Source organism: Methanococcoides orientis, assembly GCF_021184045.1.
In the GTDB taxonomy this organism is placed as follows: domain Archaea; phylum Halobacteriota; class Methanosarcinia; order Methanosarcinales; family Methanosarcinaceae; genus Methanococcoides; species Methanococcoides orientis.
In genome coordinates, this window is record NZ_CP073710.1 from 1817443 (window position 1) to 1833618 (window position 16176).

Annotated in this window: 18 protein-coding genes; 16 read left to right on the forward strand and 2 right to left on the reverse strand. The window is 46.8% G+C overall.

Going from position 1 to position 16176, the window contains the following annotated elements; translation table 11 throughout:
* Positions 1 to 20 precede the first annotated feature (20 nt).
* From mtrE to J7W08_RS08850, 9 genes are all read left to right on the forward strand, one after another.
* On the forward strand, positions 21 to 926 hold the full coding sequence (mtrE, locus tag J7W08_RS08810) for a tetrahydromethanopterin S-methyltransferase subunit E (RefSeq protein ID WP_233084131.1): 906 nt from the start codon (positions 21 to 23) through the stop codon (positions 924 to 926).
* Positions 923 to 1642, forward strand: coding sequence for a tetrahydromethanopterin S-methyltransferase subunit D (gene mtrD / locus J7W08_RS08815; protein WP_233084132.1), 720 nt, complete (start codon positions 923 to 925; stop codon positions 1640 to 1642). Before mtrE ends, mtrD begins: the two co-directional genes overlap by 4 nt.
* 1 nt (position 1643) lies before the next feature.
* Positions 1644 to 2456 (forward strand): tetrahydromethanopterin S-methyltransferase subunit MtrC, encoded by an 813-nt coding sequence (gene mtrC / locus J7W08_RS08820; protein ID WP_048195629.1) that lies wholly within the window; start codon positions 1644 to 1646, stop codon positions 2454 to 2456.
* Positions 2453 to 2776 carry a tetrahydromethanopterin S-methyltransferase subunit B gene (locus tag J7W08_RS08825; RefSeq protein WP_233084133.1) on the forward strand — a complete coding sequence of 108 codons (324 nt, stop codon included), beginning with the start codon at positions 2453 to 2455 and terminating at the stop codon, positions 2774 to 2776. The genes mtrC and J7W08_RS08825 overlap by 4 nt, the downstream gene beginning before the upstream one ends.
* A gap of 1 nt (position 2777) precedes the next feature.
* Complete coding sequence (gene mtrA, locus J7W08_RS08830) at positions 2778 to 3503, forward strand: tetrahydromethanopterin S-methyltransferase subunit A (protein ID WP_233084134.1); 726 nt, start codon at positions 2778 to 2780, stop codon at positions 3501 to 3503.
* Between the two features lie 5 nt (positions 3504 to 3508).
* Complete coding sequence (locus J7W08_RS08835) at positions 3509 to 3745, forward strand: tetrahydromethanopterin S-methyltransferase subunit F (protein ID WP_048195635.1); 237 nt, start codon at positions 3509 to 3511, stop codon at positions 3743 to 3745.
* A complete protein-coding gene (gene mtrG, locus J7W08_RS08840) occupies positions 3742 to 3969 on the forward strand; it encodes a tetrahydromethanopterin S-methyltransferase subunit MtrG (protein ID WP_048195637.1) in 228 nt (75 codons plus the stop codon). Before J7W08_RS08835 ends, mtrG begins: the two co-directional genes overlap by 4 nt.
* Positions 3970 to 3983: 14 nt before the next feature.
* Positions 3984 to 4940 carry a tetrahydromethanopterin S-methyltransferase subunit H gene (gene mtrH, locus J7W08_RS08845; RefSeq protein ID WP_135609776.1) on the forward strand — a complete coding sequence of 319 codons (957 nt, stop codon included), beginning with the start codon at positions 3984 to 3986 and terminating at the stop codon, positions 4938 to 4940.
* A 456-nt stretch (positions 4941 to 5396) separates the two neighbouring features.
* Positions 5397 to 6848 (forward strand): DUF4139 domain-containing protein, encoded by a 1452-nt coding sequence (locus J7W08_RS08850; protein WP_233084135.1) that lies wholly within the window; start codon positions 5397 to 5399, stop codon positions 6846 to 6848.
* Positions 6849 to 6976: 128 nt separating this feature from the next.
* Here the strand turns inward: J7W08_RS08850 and hdrB are convergent, their stop codons facing one another.
* Positions 6977 to 7867, reverse strand: coding sequence for a CoB--CoM heterodisulfide reductase subunit B (gene hdrB, locus J7W08_RS08855; RefSeq protein ID WP_233084136.1), 891 nt, complete (start codon positions 7865 to 7867; stop codon positions 6977 to 6979).
* Between the two features lie 27 nt (positions 7868 to 7894).
* A complete protein-coding gene (gene hdrC, locus J7W08_RS08860; RefSeq protein ID WP_233084137.1) occupies positions 7895 to 8389 on the reverse strand; it encodes a CoB--CoM heterodisulfide reductase subunit C in 495 nt (164 codons plus the stop codon).
* Positions 8390 to 8730: 341 nt separating this feature from the next.
* Between hdrC and glnA the strand changes: the two genes are divergently transcribed.
* The 7 genes from glnA to J7W08_RS08895 all read left to right on the forward strand — a co-directional run bounded on the left by glnA (position 8731) and on the right by J7W08_RS08895 (position 16129).
* On the forward strand, positions 8731 to 10080 hold the full coding sequence (gene glnA, locus J7W08_RS08865) for a type I glutamate--ammonia ligase (RefSeq protein WP_233084138.1): 1350 nt from the start codon (positions 8731 to 8733) through the stop codon (positions 10078 to 10080).
* Between the two features lie 70 nt (positions 10081 to 10150).
* Positions 10151 to 11203, forward strand: coding sequence for a class II glutamine amidotransferase (locus J7W08_RS08870; RefSeq protein ID WP_233084139.1), 1053 nt, complete (start codon positions 10151 to 10153; stop codon positions 11201 to 11203).
* Positions 11200 to 12711: a glutamate synthase-related protein gene (locus J7W08_RS08875; protein ID WP_233084140.1), complete on the forward strand. Its 1512-nt coding sequence runs from the start codon at positions 11200 to 11202 to the stop codon at positions 12709 to 12711. Before J7W08_RS08870 ends, J7W08_RS08875 begins: the two co-directional genes overlap by 4 nt.
* A 4-nt stretch (positions 12712 to 12715) precedes the next feature.
* Positions 12716 to 13459 (forward strand): GltB/FmdC/FwdC-like GXGXG domain-containing protein, encoded by a 744-nt coding sequence (locus J7W08_RS08880; RefSeq protein WP_233084141.1) that lies wholly within the window; start codon positions 12716 to 12718, stop codon positions 13457 to 13459.
* A gap of 4 nt (positions 13460 to 13463) precedes the next feature.
* Positions 13464 to 14480, forward strand: coding sequence for a Coenzyme F420 hydrogenase/dehydrogenase, beta subunit C-terminal domain (locus tag J7W08_RS08885; protein WP_233084142.1), 1017 nt, complete (start codon positions 13464 to 13466; stop codon positions 14478 to 14480).
* Between the two features lie 139 nt (positions 14481 to 14619).
* A complete protein-coding gene (xseA, locus tag J7W08_RS08890) occupies positions 14620 to 15843 on the forward strand; it encodes an exodeoxyribonuclease VII large subunit (protein ID WP_233084143.1) in 1224 nt (407 codons plus the stop codon).
* Between the two features lie 4 nt (positions 15844 to 15847).
* Positions 15848 to 16129, forward strand: coding sequence for an exodeoxyribonuclease VII small subunit (locus J7W08_RS08895; RefSeq protein WP_233084144.1), 282 nt, complete (start codon positions 15848 to 15850; stop codon positions 16127 to 16129).
* Positions 16130 to 16176 lie beyond the last annotated feature (47 nt).

A 16176-nucleotide genomic window follows, 5' to 3' on the forward strand; every position in this document is an offset into this window, starting at 1 on the left:
CTAGGAAGGAGGATAAATAAATGGAACCACTCATGGGCATGGGTGTTTTAGCACTTATGGGTGCTGCCGCAACTATTGCTGGCACAACTGAGGATCTTGAATCTGATGTCGGATCTCAGAGTAACCCAAATTCACAAGTGCAATTAGCACCCCAGATGATGTACCCACACAGGATCTATAATAAGGCAATTTCCGGTGAACCACCATCGAATGCATTGATCTGTGCTATTGGCGGAACCGTGGCATCTGTATTGATGACCGCTGGTCTGTCCGTGGTCTTTGCTATCGCTGTTGGTGCGCTCATTGCTACAGCAGTACATGGAACATATTCTATTACGTCTTACATGGGACGTACTGCAAGTCAGAAACGTTTCAGACAACCAATATATCTTGATATTATCCGATCACACACGCCGGTGATCATGGGATATGCATTCATTACAACATTCTGTATCCTTGTTGTATCATACATTATGGTAGCTGTTCTCGGACACCCATTCCCACTTGCACTCATTGCATTCATTTGGGGAATCACCGTCGGAGCTATCGGTTCATCAACTGGTGATGTTCACTATGGTGCAGAACGTGAATTCCAGAACGTCGAGTTCGGATCAGGTCTTAACGCTGCAAACTCCGGTAACATTGTAAGGAAAGCAGAATCAGGACTTCGTAACGGTATCGACAATTCATGGTTCTGTGCAAAGTTCGGAGGACCAGTAACTGGTCTCGCATTCGGTATGACCGTTTTCTTAAGCGGTTGGATCACAGTTGTTTTTGACCCTGCAATGAGCATCACAATGGGATGGCTTTCAGTTGTAGCAGGAGCAGTTCTTGTATTACTTATGATCATCTGGAACAGAAGGATCGAAGTAGCAGCACGTGAGGCATACGGACCTTACAAGGAAGACGAGGAGGTCGCTGCATGATAGATATAGCAGGAATTCTCGCAGAGAATATAGCATACATAGTAATGGTCACCCTTGGTGGCATGTTAATTTCATGGAGTGTTCACTTCGTGCCTGTAGGTGGAGCACCTGCAGCTATGGCACAGGCAACTGGTATTGGTACCGGTACTGTCCAGCTGGCAGCAGGAGCAGGTCTTACCGGACTTGTCACCGCAGGAGCAGTTATGAACGTCAGCGACAGTGTTGCACTGGTAGTCGCATCCGGCGCAGTCGGCGCAATGATCATGATCGCTGTAACAATGATCGTCGGTACATGGGTATACGTTTATGGAGTTGGTGTACCACCAGCATCCGCAAAGGTAGACTACGACCCGATCACAAAGGACAGGCAGGACCTCTATGTATCCCAGGGTACAGAGGGACACGGACTTCCAACCGTTTCATACGTAAGTGGTGTTATCGGTGGAGCTCTTGGTGGTATTGGTGGAGCTATGATCTACTACGCACTTATGAGCACAAGCACAACCCTGAGCCAGAGTGACCTTGTAGCACTCGCAAGTATATTCGCAGTGGGTATCTTCTTCGTGAATGCGGTTATCCCTTCATACAACATTGGAGGAACCATCGAAGGATTCCACGACCCTAAGTTCAAGAAATGGCCAAAGGCAGTAGTCGCATCCTTTGTAGCAACATTGATGTGCGCATTTGTCGGTGTAATGACAATCGGAGGTCTCTAAGATGTCAGCAGGAGGAGCTGGTGGAGAAGCCACCGGAGGTATTCCACAGAACACATTGATCGCTGTCGGAGCGCTTGGCGGACTCATTGCCGCATACGCAGGACACTTCCTTGTACAGGCTGCAGGACCAGCATTCGCATTTATTGGCGCTCTTGGAGCGATCTGTGCGATCGTTTGGGGCGGTGCAGCAGTAAGACGTGTAGCAAGCTACGGTCTTGGTACCGGTGTACCATCCATTGGTATGATGGCACTTGGTATGGGAGTTGTCGCATCTATGTTCGGACTTGCCGTTGGTGGCATTGCCGGACCTATCGTCGCATTCATAACAGCATCCATTATTGGACTCGTTATTGGTGCACTCGCTAACAGAGTACTTGGAATGGGTATTCCTATTATGGAACAGTCCATGACAGAGATCGCTGGAGCAGGCGCACTTACCATCATTGGACTCAGTGTCGCAATGACAGGTACTTTCATGTTCGATGCTGTACTGGAAACCGTTGTAGCAACAGGATACATCGCTGTGATCTTCATCGCAGGCGGTATGGCGATCCTTCACCCATTCAATGCAAACCTTGGTCCTGATGAACAGCAGGACAGGACACTCACAACAGGTGTTGAGAAAGGTGCTATCGCAATGATCGTTGCAGGTATCGTCGCAACTGTATCAACCGATGCATCAGCTATACCAACTATCGTGATCGGTATTGCTCTGTGGTATGTTGCATTCAGGAAATACGTTGAACTCGTTAACAGGGACGCATACAAGGTACTTGGAACAGGTCTCCTGCCATCCGAGGAGGAATTAGAATGAGCATGGTACACGTAGCACCAGAAGCACATCTTGTACTGGACCCACTTACATCAGTCCTTGCAGAAGAGCGTGAAGACATCATCTGTTACTCAATGGATCCAGTCATGGAACAGATCGATGAACTTGACAAGATCGCTGATGATCTGATCAATTCACTCTCACCTGACAGGAAGCTATTGAACTCATACCCAGGAAGGGAACAGACAGCACTCAAAGCCGGTTTCTACGGTAACACTTTCTATGGTGTTGTTGTCGGTCTGATCTTCTCAGGTATGGTTGCATTGGCTATTTACATACTCAGTCTGATCGGAGGATTCTAATATGGCAGATAAAAGAGAACCAGCAGATGGTTGGCCAACCCTCAAAGGTGAATATGAGATAGGGGACGTTAAGAACTGCGTCGCAGTCATCACCTGTGGATCACACCTGCCAGGAGCACCTCAATTAGAAGCAGGAGCTGCTATCACAGGTCCATGTAAAACAGAGAACCTTGGTCTGGAAAAAGTAGTTGCACAGATTATCTCAAACCCTAACATCAGATTCCTCATTGTAACAGGTTCTGAAGTAAAGGGACACATTACTGGTGAAGCATTCATGATGATCCACAAGAACGGTGTCAGTGACAACCGTATTGTTGGAGCAACAGGTGCAATTCCATATGTTGAGAACCTGAGCGATGAAGCAGTCGAAAGGTTCCAGCAACAGGTAGAGCCTATCGAAATGATCGGTACCGAAGATATGGGACAGATCATTGCAAAGATAAAGGAATGTGTAGCAAAAGACCCTGGAGCCTTTGATGCTGAACCTATGCTCATCGAAGTCGGCGAAGCTGGCGGCGAAGAGGAAGAAGAGGCTGGCGGACTTAAGCCAATGGCAGCTGAGATCGCAACCATCAGGAACAGGATCCTTGACATTGACAGGGAAATGGTCATTGCCGGTAACTGGAACAAGTACCACGCAGGTGTACACGCGGGTAAGGTCGAAGGTATCATGATCGGTCTTGCAATTACGCTGTCACTACTTGGCCTATTGTTATTCGGGAGGTAATTGACATGGCAGAAGAAATAGAAGGACAAGGAGTCCCAATGGTCATCAGCCCACAGATGGGCGCCATTGAAAGCGTTGTCGAAAGAATTCGATACAGGGCTCAGCTTATTGCAAGGAACCAGAAGCTCGACTCCGGAGTTAATGCTACAGCTGCAACCGGTTTCATTGTCGGTTTCGCATTTGCAGTGCTTATGGTACTGATACTCCCATTGATCATCTGGCAAGTAGGTGGTGTAATATGAGCGATGGAAAAAGCGCAACAGCAAGTGTTGTAACAGACCCTGCAGATTTCAACGAGGTTCTTGAGAAGCTCAATGAGATCGACGAAAAGATCGAATTCGTAAACAGTGAGATCGCACAGAGGATCGGAAAGAAAGTAGGAAGAGACATAGGAATCATATACGGAGCAGTCGCTGGTATATTGATGTTCCTCATCTACATTTCAATATCCCCGATACTCATCTGATAAGAGGTAATAACATGTTTAAATTTGACAAGAAACAGGAAGTATTCGAGGTTGGAGGCGTCAAGTTCGGCGGTCAGCCTGGCCAGTACCCAACAGTTCTGATCGGTTCAATGTTCTACAACAGACACAACATCGTGACCGACGAAGATGAGGGAGTTTTCAACAAGGAAGCAGCAGACAATCTCTGGAACCACATGCTTGAGATGACTGACGTAACCGGTAACCCATGTGTTAACCAGATCGTCGGTGAAACACCACAGGCAATCAAGAAGTACATCGACTGGTTCGTTGCAGAGGATGATAAGACACCATTCCTTATCGACTCTTCAGCAGGAGAAGTACGTGCAGCAGCAGCTGAGTACGTAACAGAGATCGGTGTAGCTGACAGGGCTATCTACAACTCTATCAACGGTAGTATCCACGACGATGAGATCGAGGCTATCAGAAAGAGTGACATCGATGCTTCAATCGTCCTTGCATTCAACGCAACAGACCCAACCGTCAAAGGAAAGCTCGAAGTCCTTGAGTCCGGTGGACCAGGTCAGAGCATGGGTATGCTCGACATCGCAAAGGACTGTGGAATCACAAAGCCACTCGTAGACGTAGCTGCAACTCCACTCGGAGCAGGTGCAGGTGCATCCATGAGAGCAGTCGTCGCTGTAAAGGGACACTTCGGTCTCCCTGTTGGCGGTGGATACCACAACCTTGCATCCGCATGGGACTGGATGAAGGAATACAAGAAGCAGTTCGAAACAAAAGAACAGCGCAAGGCAGTATACATGCCAGCAGATATCGGAACAAACCTTGTCCCACAGACACTCGGTTCCAACTTCCAGCTGTTCGGTCCTATCGAGAACACTGACACAGTCTACCCTGCAACCGCACTCGTAGACATCATCCTTGCTGAGACCGCAAAAGAACTCGGTCTTGAAATCATGGATGAGAACCACCCAATCAACAAACTGGTTTAAACAAACCAGTTTTCTTTTTTTCTCTTTTTTTATTAACTGAGATTTCAATTCCCCAATCTCGATCTTGCGATCATTACCAGGATCATAAGAGTCGTGAAACTCCAAGGAATATCCAGACAATAAAGGATTCTTTTGTAAAAATAACATTGTGCATGGATTTTTATTTATACTGTCGCAATTCGTTACACAGCATGAATCAAAATAATTTCCTAAGTCGAATTATAGTCCTCATAATCGTTCTTGCAATTATAATGTTGCTACTTTGCCTTGTTATTTGGGAGATAACTGACATGGCAAAAGAATAGAATCCAAAGAGGAACTCAATGGCCAACACCCCTCTGCATCCTGATATATTTAAAGCTCCAAAAGCGATTTATAAGACAATAAGATGTACCATTCACAAAAATAATCACACATCGCAATATTTACTTATACAGTTGAACTTAATTACAACTTATGAATCGAAATAAATTACTAATTATCATCTTTGCTACCATATTCATTGCAGGCATGATAGCACTGGCACCAAATGCCATCAAAAATGATGATCCTCTGACCATATCCCACACATCGGTCGTTACAAAGACCCATCCATCCGACCTCCTGTTCGAACTTGCATCAGCAAGCCCGATGACCGGCAGTACAGAGGTCACAGTCTATAACCAGGACCTTGCACTTGTCAAAGAAAAGAGGGACATTACCCTCAAGAACGGATACAATCATGTGCAATACAGCGATGTGGCATCCAGGATCGATCCAACCTCCGTGATACTTGAATCCCCGGATGAACCTGGCATATTCGTGGTAGAGCAGAACTACGAGTACGACCTCGTCAGCAGCAGCAAACTCCTTGACAAATACATCGACCGGGAGATCACAGTCACCGATCCTGAAGGCAATGAATACCAGGGAACTTTACTGAGTCATGGGGACGGCATGATACTCAGAACCAGAGATGGAGTTGTTACCCTATCAGAGGTCGCAAAGGTGGAGTACCCCGACATTGCAGGCTTGCTGACCAAGCCCACACTTGTCTGGCAAGTCTATTCTCCTGTTTCTGGAAATCGTGACATATGGACATCCTACCTAACAGGAGGAATGAGCTGGAAAGCAAACTACATCATAAAAAACAATCCGGATGACAGTATGGTCGATATTGATGGGTGGGTGACCATCGATAACAAGGCAGGAACATCTTTCAATGACGCAAGCCTCAAGCTCATTGCAGGAGACATTAACAGGGCATCAAATGATAGGACAGTATTCAGTGGATTCTATTATGATATGGCAGCAACGGATGGTCCAGCGGAACAGTTCGAAGAGGAGTCCTTCTTCGAGTACCATATGTATACTCTGGACCGTCACACTAACCTGAACGACAACGAAATAAAACAGATATCACTGCTTTCCGCAAACAATGTTCCTGTCACCAAAGAATACCTGTATGACGGAGTGCAGGAAGACAAGGTGAGGGTCACCCTTGCAATGAACAATTCTGAAGCCACCGGTCTTGGGATACCCCTGCCAAAAGGTGTTGTCAGGGTTTACAAGGCAGATTCTCAGAATCAACTCCAGTTCCTTGGAGAAGATTCCATTGACCACACACCTGCTGATGAAAAAATGAGTGTATCGGTAGGATATGCCTTTGACATCATAGGAGAAAGGAAAAGGAGCGAGTACAAGAAGATATCTGACCGCATGTACCGTGTAACCAACAACATAGAGTTGCGTAACCACAAGTCAGATGCTGCCACTATCACAGTAGTAGAACATCTAAGCGGAGACTGGGAAATGATATCCAATTCACATCATTACACAAAGATAGATTCAAACACTATTGAATTTGAGTTGACAGTACCGGCAGACAGTAGTGCGACCATCACATACACAGAAGAGTATAGCTATTAAAAAATATTGAAAAGAAAGGCCGCCATTCTTGAGCCACTCATTTTCTTTTCTTTTCTTTTCTTTTCTTTTCTTTTCTTTTATTTTATTTTATTTTCTTTTATTTTCTTTTATTTTCTTTTCTTTAAATATCAGGAATCTGACAGTATCTTTTCAAGAAATTCAAGGTCCACTACTGCATTAAGGTCGATCCCCAAGTCCTCTACAGAATAACCAAGAGCTAATCCCAGAAGCTGTGTGTAGTGGAGCACAGGAATATTGTGAGAGGTACCATTTTTCTCATTAAGGTCCACCTGTCCAACATCCAGCTGCATATGGCAGAAGGGACATGCGTTCACGATGCAGTCAACTCCTGCAGATTCGATCATGGACAACTTGTGACCAGTAAGTGCAAGAGCTTCGTCAGGTAATGCGGAACGTACACCTCCACCGGCCCCGCAGCATTCCATCTTATCAGGATACTCCACGCTTTGTGCACCTGTAGCTTCCACAAGTTCATCAAAGAACGATGGCCTCTCTACACTTGAACCAATACGTCCTTTAGACGGTTTCAACAGATGGCACCCATAGTGCACAGCAACTCTCAGCTCCAGTGGATGAGTAATGATATCACGGATCTTCTCCGAACCTACTTCCTTGTACAAAAATTCAGTGATGTGACGGACATCATGGCTACCCTTGATGCTCCTTCCGATCTTTCCAAGATGGGTGTTCACGTCTTTTTTAAGCTGCTCATCTGCCTTGACCTCATGATTTGCATCAGCAAGTGAGCCATAGCAACCATTGCAGATCGTTAACAGGTCGCGATCCAGCTCTTCAGATAATGCAATGTTCCTGCCGGCCAGGGCAAGCCAGGTGGCTTTGTCAAAGGAACGGAGCACACCCGGAGCAGGACAGCATGATGCGCCTTTCAGGTCTACACAGTCTACTCCAAGCTTATCAAGGCAGAGCTTCGTGCTCTTTTCAATTCCAGGATAACGATTAGGGATCACACACCCCAGAAAAAGTGATACATTTGCCATATCTTTACCTCACAGAACTTAAAGACATCATTTTTCGGACATCAATTCATCGAACTTACATGATGCCAGCAATTTCTTAACCTCTTCCAGCCCTTCAGGGAAACTGTGAACTGTGGGTGGTAGCGGATCAAGCCCCAGAGCTTCTCTTTTTGCCCTGTTCTCTTCGTTAATGGGGACAGCATGCCCGTGTTCCAGCAGCAATTCACCCACCATCCGGTGCTCAGGGTAAATGATACCTTCGTGAACAGCAAGTGTGCGTATCTCGAATATAGCATCAACAATGTCTATCCCACGAGGGCACCTTTCCTGACAATTGTAACAGGTAGTGCACATCCACAAGGAATCATCAGAAAGAACTGCCGTATCATTCCGTGCCTTCTTCAGGAGCTTTCTGACATTCAGGCTTGTATGCCTTCCCGAGGGACAGCTACCGCTGCAGACACCACAATGCATACATTTTAAAATGTCAGAGCCGGTCTTTTCCATTCGGGAAAGTACATTCGGTTCATTTCTGATAGACATCAAAATGAGTTATAATTTCATACATTATAAAAGATGCCATTGTACACTTTAGTGAAAACCGTGAAAAGCAATAGTTATATTTGAGTACAGTTATAAGATTTATATACTCTGAATATAACCAGTAACACGATCATTCACACAAGCAGAGAAAACTAATAGGCACCGTTTAAATTTATGGGAGCTGGGGGACTTTGACAGATCCAAACGTGTGCTTTTATTGCCAATAGTAGTAGCGATCAGAATAAAAATCAGAGGTTTCGGCTAAAGGTATATAAATAAGCAAAATGTATAAATAATATAAGACGGAAGAAAGATTCTGTATTCCCAAAGGAAGTGCAGATATGACAAACTCTGACAAAAAGATACAGACCAAGGAAGAAGTTCTGGAAGCAATTACCGAATGTGATGTGAAGTTCATCAGAACACAGTTCACCGACACATTGGGAATGATCAAAAGCTGGGCGATCCCTTCAGAGAACCTGGAAGATGCCTTCAATGACGGTGTCATGTTCGATGGCTCATCCATCGAAGGTTTCACAAGGATCGAAGAATCGGATATGATGCTCATGCCCGACCCGACCACCTTCAACATACTCCCATGGAGACCATCTGAAGGTGCAGTGGCACGCATCATCGGTGATGTCAAACTTCCTGACGGGACACCTTTCCAGGGAGATCCAAGATACATCCTAAAGAGAGGTATAGAGCAGGCAAAGGACATGGGGTTCACCATGAACGTCGGACCGGAACTCGAGTTCTTCCTTTTCAAACTGGACGAGCATGGCAATCCAACTACCGAACTGACAGACTATGGCGGATATTTCGACTTTGCACCACTGGACAGGGCTCAGGACGTTCGCAGGGAAATCGACTATGCCCTCGAACACATGGGATTCAAGCTTGAAGCTTCCCATCATGAAGTTGCACCCTCACAACATGAGATCGACTTCAGGTTTGGAGATGTACTGACCACAGCAGACAGTGTTGTGACATTTAAATACGTGGTCAAGTCCATTGCATACCACAAAGGATACTATGCGACATTCATGCCAAAACCACTATTCGGAGTGAATGGCTCAGGAATGCACGCAAACCAGTCCCTGATGACAGAGGACGGGAAGAATGCGTTCTACGATCCTGAAGCAGAGAACGGTCTTTCGGAGAACGCCAGATACTACATCGGCGGTCTGCTTGACCACATCGGCGAATTTACAGCCATCACAAATCCGGTTGTAAACTCTTACAAACGCCTCGTACCGGGCTATGAGGCACCGATATACATCACATGGTCCGACAGCAACAGAAGTTCACTCATCCGCATCCCTGCTGCAAGAGGCAAGGGCACCCGTGTGGAACTCAGGAACCCTGACCCGTCATGTAACCCATACCTGGCATTTGCAGTTATGCTGGAAGCAGGACTTGATGGTATCAGGAACAAGATCGAGCCAGGAGAATCACTCAGGATGAACATCTTTGAGCTTAGTGAAAAAGAAAGAGAGGATATGGGGATCGAGTCACTGCCCGGCAACCTGAAGGCAGCTATCGACAAAATGAACAAGAGCAAATTCGTGAGAAACGCTCTTGGAGACCATGTATTCGAAAATTATCTCGCTGCAAAGACTGCGGAGTGGGATGCTTACAAGGCACGTGTGCATCAATGGGAACTTGACACGTACCTCAGTATATTGTAAGGGCATTTACCCTTACACCCTCCGCCCTGGCAGCAATATGCTGATCATATAGATTTAAAAAGGTGATAAAATGTGTGGAATTATAGGTGTGATCGACAGGAAAAGGGCACTAATGGATGGATCCAGTATTCGCGATGCACTGAGTCTTATGAATGAAAGAGGAAGTGGAGAAGGTGCAGGCTATGCAGCATATGGCATATACCCTGATTACCAGGACTGCTATGCGATCCATGTATTCTTTGACAACATTGTGGAACCAAAGTCCCAGCTTGATCATATGCTCCACAAATGGGGCCGTATCGTACACCAGGAAGCCATACCAACATACGAGCAGGAAGGACTTAAAAGGAGCCACATCCCCTGGAGATACTTCTTCAAGCCTTACAGTGACCTGATGGCAGGAAGTTCGACCCCTGAAGATGATGTCATGAAGTACATTGTCATGGAAACAAATTCCAACATACAGGGAGCACTGATATTCTCATCTGGAAAGAACATGGGTGTTTTCAAAGCTTCCGGCTGGCCCGAGGATGTTGCCAACTTCTATCGCATTGAGGACTACAAAGGATACATCTGGCTTGCACACAACCGTTATCCAACCAACACCCCGGGATGGTGGGGGGGAGCGCATCCGTTCAACCTTCTTGACTGGGCAGTAGTGCACAACGGAGAGATCACCTCATACGGCACGAACAGACGTTATGTTGAAAGCAATGGATACACCTGCAGTATGTTCACAGATACCGAAGTAGTGGCATACCTTTTCGATCTTCTCGGCAGAAGACACGGGCTTCCGGAAGACATTGTGGTAAAAGCACTTGCACCACCATTCTGGGACGAGATCGATAACATGCCCGAAAAGGAGCAGGAACTCAACCACGCGATCCGCCTTACCTACGGACCTGCCCTCATGAACGGACCATTCGCGATCGTTGTGGCCACACATGAAGGAATAGTAGGATTTACGGACAGGATCAAGCTCAGACCACTGGTAATCGGAGAGAACGGAAACCGGCTTTACATCTCAAGCGAGGAAGCTGCCATCCGCGTCATGGACCCTGAAGTACAGAACATTCACATGCCAAGAGCAGGAGAACCTGTCATCGGGAGGTTGAACGTATGAGCCTTGGAAGCGTACCCCTGAAATACAAGATTACCATCGACCGCGAGCAGTGCATGCACTGTATGAGGTGTATCGATAACTGTTCGTACGGAGTTTACCACAAGGAAGATGACAGGATAATCATCGATTCCCGAAAGTGTACAGCTTGCCATCACTGTATCTCCATGTGCCCAAGGGATGCAATATCCCTGCAGGAAAGACCTGTGGATTACCGCAGCCACCCCCTCTGGACAGCTGAGGCACGTGAGGACATCATCAACCAGGCACGTACAGGAAAGATCATCCTTGCAGGAATGGGGAATGCAAAACCTTATCCGGTGATCTTCGACAGGCTTGTGCTGGATGCCTGCCAGGTAACAAACCCGAGTATCGACCCGCTGCGTGAACCCATGGAGCTTCGAACATACCTTGGAAAGAAGCCGTCAAAACTTGAGATAGACAAGAAGGATAATGGTGATGTCGAACTGCTCACCAAACTCACTCCAAACCTCAAGCTTGAAACTCCCATAATGATCGGGCACATGAGCTATGGTGCCATCAGCCTGAACGCACAGCTAAGCCTTGCAAAAGCTGTGGAAAAGACCGGTACGTTCATGGGAACCGGAGAAGGAGGACTTCATGAAGCGATCTACCCGTACCAGAAGAACATGATAGTCCAGGTGGCATCCGGACGTTTCGGTGTGGACATCAACTACCTCGAAAGGGGAGCAGCCATAGAGATCAAGATCGGACAGGGTGCAAAGCCCGGTATCGGCGGACACCTTCCTGGAGAAAAGGTATGTCAGGACGTTTCCTGCACCCGTATGATACCTCTTGGAAGTGACGCTATCAGCCCTGCACCTCATCATGACATATACAGCATAGAGGACCTCGCACAACTTGTGAGAAGCCTAAAGGAAGCTACCGAGTGGAAGAAACCTGTGTTCGTGAAGATAGCAGCTGTGCACAATGCTGCGGCAATTGCAGCAGGTATTGCACGTTCCTCGGCAGATGCTGTGGTGATAGACGGATTCCGCGGAGGTAGCGGAGCAACACCAAAGGTCTTCAGGGACAATGTAGGCATCCCGATCGAGGCAGCCGTTGCAAGTGTTGACCAGAAGCTCAAGGACCAGGGCATCAGGAACAAGATCTCGGTCATTGCAAGTGGCGGCATCCGCAATAGTGCGGATATTGCGAAATCCATCGCCCTTGGAGCAGACGCCGTTTACATCGGAACTGGAGCACTCATAGCAATGGGATGCCGTGTTTGTGGGCAGTGTTACAGAGGTATGTGTCCATGGGGTATCGCAACCCAGAGGCCGGACCTTGTAGAACGCCTTGACCCAGAGGCAGAATCCGAGCATGTGGCAAACCTCATCCGCTCATGGACACTCGAGCTTAGCGAGCTGATGGGAGCTGCCGGCATCAACAGTATTGAAAGCCTGAGAAGCAACAGAAGCCGCCTGCGAGGATATATGCTGGACGAAGGGACACTGGATGTCCTGCAGGTCAAACCGGTAGGGGCCTGATAACATGGAAAAAGTAGAGATCGATGCAAAAGACATGCAATATACTCCCCTCAATGAGACGATAAGAGAGGCAGTCAGGAATGGTGCAAAAGAGATAATCCTGGACAATGTGATAGGCCAGCGTTTCATCGCTGATGGATTGAAAGGTGATGTCACAATCCGGATCAATGGAGTTGCCGGAGGTGACCTTGGAATGTTCATGAACGGGCCCACCTGCATAGTAAACGGAAATTGCGACCATGCACCCGGCAATACCATGGACGGAGGAACAATTGTGATCCATGGAAGTGCAGGAGATGCAGCAGCGCATAGTATGCGTGGTGGAAAGCTTTTCGTAAAAAATAACATTGGATACCGCGGAGGCATCCATATGAAGCAGTACGAGGAAGAACGGAAACCTGTCTTGGTCGTGGGAGGTTCTTCACACGCATTCCTTGGAGAATATATGGCAGGAGGCCTGATCCTTGTACTGGGCATCGGACAGGAAGATCCTGCAAAGGACCGTGGGATCGGAAGTGGCATCCACGGAGGAATGATAGTTATCCGTGGTGAAGTAAAGGATGAGCTTCTGGGTGTGGGTGCCAGAAAGGCAGAATTCGGAGAAAAGGAACTGGAAATGATCACACCCTATGTAGAAGAGTTCTGCAAATATTTCGATACGGAACCCTCCGGATTGCTTGATATGAACTATACATGTATAGTACCTGCAAGCGCCAGACCGTTCGCAGGCAAGTACACATGGGAGTGATAACATGTATGAGAAAAATTACAATGATCTTGAAGACACCGTATGGCATACTGGAAAATGTGCATGTTGCGGTGCATGTGTTGCAGTTTGCCCGGCAAACTCACTTTTCTTTGAAACCGGAGAGAATTCCACACACCCGATGAATGACGGATATTGCAAATCAGCTGTTGACGGAGTGCCCTGCGGCGCCTGCTATGAGGTCTGCCCGAGAACAGACGAGAGGAAGATCGAAACCATCGGGAATTCCATCGACATAGTCGCTGCTTCAGCAAACTTCGATGTTGAGAAGAAGCAAAGCGGTGGTGCGGTCACTGCAATTCTTATGAACGCACTGGAACAGGGTCTTGTGGATGCTGTCATTAATGTTGCAGAAGACCCATGGAACCTCAAACCCAGGTCAACGATCATAACTTCCAGTGAGATGATTACCAGACAGGCCGGAAGCCGGTACAACTGGTGGGTACCCCTCCTATCCGCGTTAAAGGAAGCCGTCATCACCAAAAAGTATCGCAATATAGCGATAGTAGGTGTACCTTGTGTGGTCCAGGCGATCAGTGAGATGCGCAAAAGTGAGCATGACCTGATAAGACCATTCCGAAATTCTATCCGGCTGATGATCGGTCTTTTCTGCACAGAGACATTCGACTATGAGAAAATGGTCGAGGGAAAGTTCAAGAAAGAGCTTGGTATCGACCCATGGCAGATCAAGCGCCTCGATGTTCCGGGAAAACTGGAGATCACGACCGAGAACGGAGAAATTCATACGATCCCACTTTCCGAAGTTGATGATTGTATACGCCCGGGTTGTGCTATATGTGCAGATCTGACAGCACTTGATTCGGATATTTCTGCCGGATCCATCGGAAGTCCGCAGGGCCAGACCACACTTATCATACGCACACCTGTGGGAAACAAGTTCTTCATGAGCACTGTTGATGACGGAAAACTTGTGGTATCGGACAATGTGGATTTGAAGCCCATAGAAGCGCTCGCGAACAAGAAGGCAAAAAGGAGAGCATGAAACTGCATTTATGCATCGGGAGCCAGTGCCTGATGCTTTTTTTATCAATAGCATCCCCAACTCATTACTTTCAATATGCTCACAGCAGGTACAAATAATAAGTACAATATAACGTTATGCGAAGTTGGAGAAAGTGTCAATGCCTGCCTATACCGTTACGGAACTGAACAATTTTATCAAAAATATCCTGACAAATGACCCGAAGCTCAACAATATCTGGGTACAGGGAGAGATTTCAAATCTCACAAAACATAGTTCGGGACATTACTATTTTACCATTAAAGATGGAAAGAGCCAGATCAGCTGCGTTAGCTTCAGGTCTGTGAACAGGACACTTCGCTTCGAGCCTGAAAAGAACATGAAGGTACTTGTCTTCGGATCCGTGGACGTATATACCATCCGCGGCCAGTACCAGCTGCGTGTGATGGACATGCGGCCTGATGGGATCGGGGAATTATACAAAGCTTATGAGCAGCTTAAGGAAAGACTTCAAAAGGAAGGACTTTTCAGCGATATACACAAGCAGACCATACCTAAATTCCCGAAAAAGATCGGTGTTGCCACCTCTGTCACCGGTGCTGCAATACATGATATATTGAATGTTATAGGGCGCAGATACCCTGTTGACATACTGCTCTCACCTACCATCGTACAGGGAGAAAAATCTGCGGAAAGTATAGTACATTCCATAGAACTGCTGAACATGACCGATGTGGACGTGATAATAGTAGGCCGTGGCGGTGGCTCCCTTGAAGACCTATGGTCCTTTAATGAGGAAGCGGTCGCGAGAGCTATTTTCAACTCCGATAAACCCATTGTTTCAGCAGTGGGCCATGAAACTGATTTTACCATATCGGACTTCACGGCCGATCTTCGGGCACCAACACCATCTTCGGCTGCAGAGCTTGTAGTGCCTGACCAGAAGGAATTGAAAAGACACATGATGAACCTCTCCACGAGAATGGAGAGCGAAATGCGTCACGTCATGTCTGAGAGAAAGAAGCACCTGGAACATCTTCGGGAAAAGATAGAACCTGAACATTTCAAGGATATGTTAAGGCAGGATTACCAGCATCTTGATGAGCTCACATCAAAACTGACAACATCCATTGGCAGGATTGTAGATAACAAGGCATCTGAGCTCAAACTTCATGCTTCCAGACTCAATTCGGTCAGCCCTTTGAACACCATTGGAAGAGGTTACAGCATTGCAGTATCCCCGAATAGCAGAAGGATCATCACAAACGTTGCCGAGGTAAAGAAAAAAGATGCGGTTGATGTAATTGTCAGCGATGGCATTCTGGAATGTAATGTTAAGAGCATAAAGGAAGACAGGAAAAAGTACCTGCTATTTGAGAGGTGAACATATGGGAAAGACGGATACTACCAACGATATTGGTGAAGACAATATTAATGAAGAGAGCATTGAAGAACTTACATTTGAAGAAGCACTTGAAGAGCTGGAAACCATTGTTGAGCATCTTGAAAGGGGGCAGCTTACTCTGGATGACAGTATCGGGACCTTCGAGAAAGGTATGAAGCTGGCACTCCTCTGCAACCGGAAAATAGAGGCTTCTGAAAAGAAGATTGAGCTCCTGATAGAAAAGAATGGTAACCTTGCGACAGAACCATTTAGTGAAACGGATTGATCAGTAAGGTCTCTGAAAAAGAAGAAACTATCATATAATATGATACA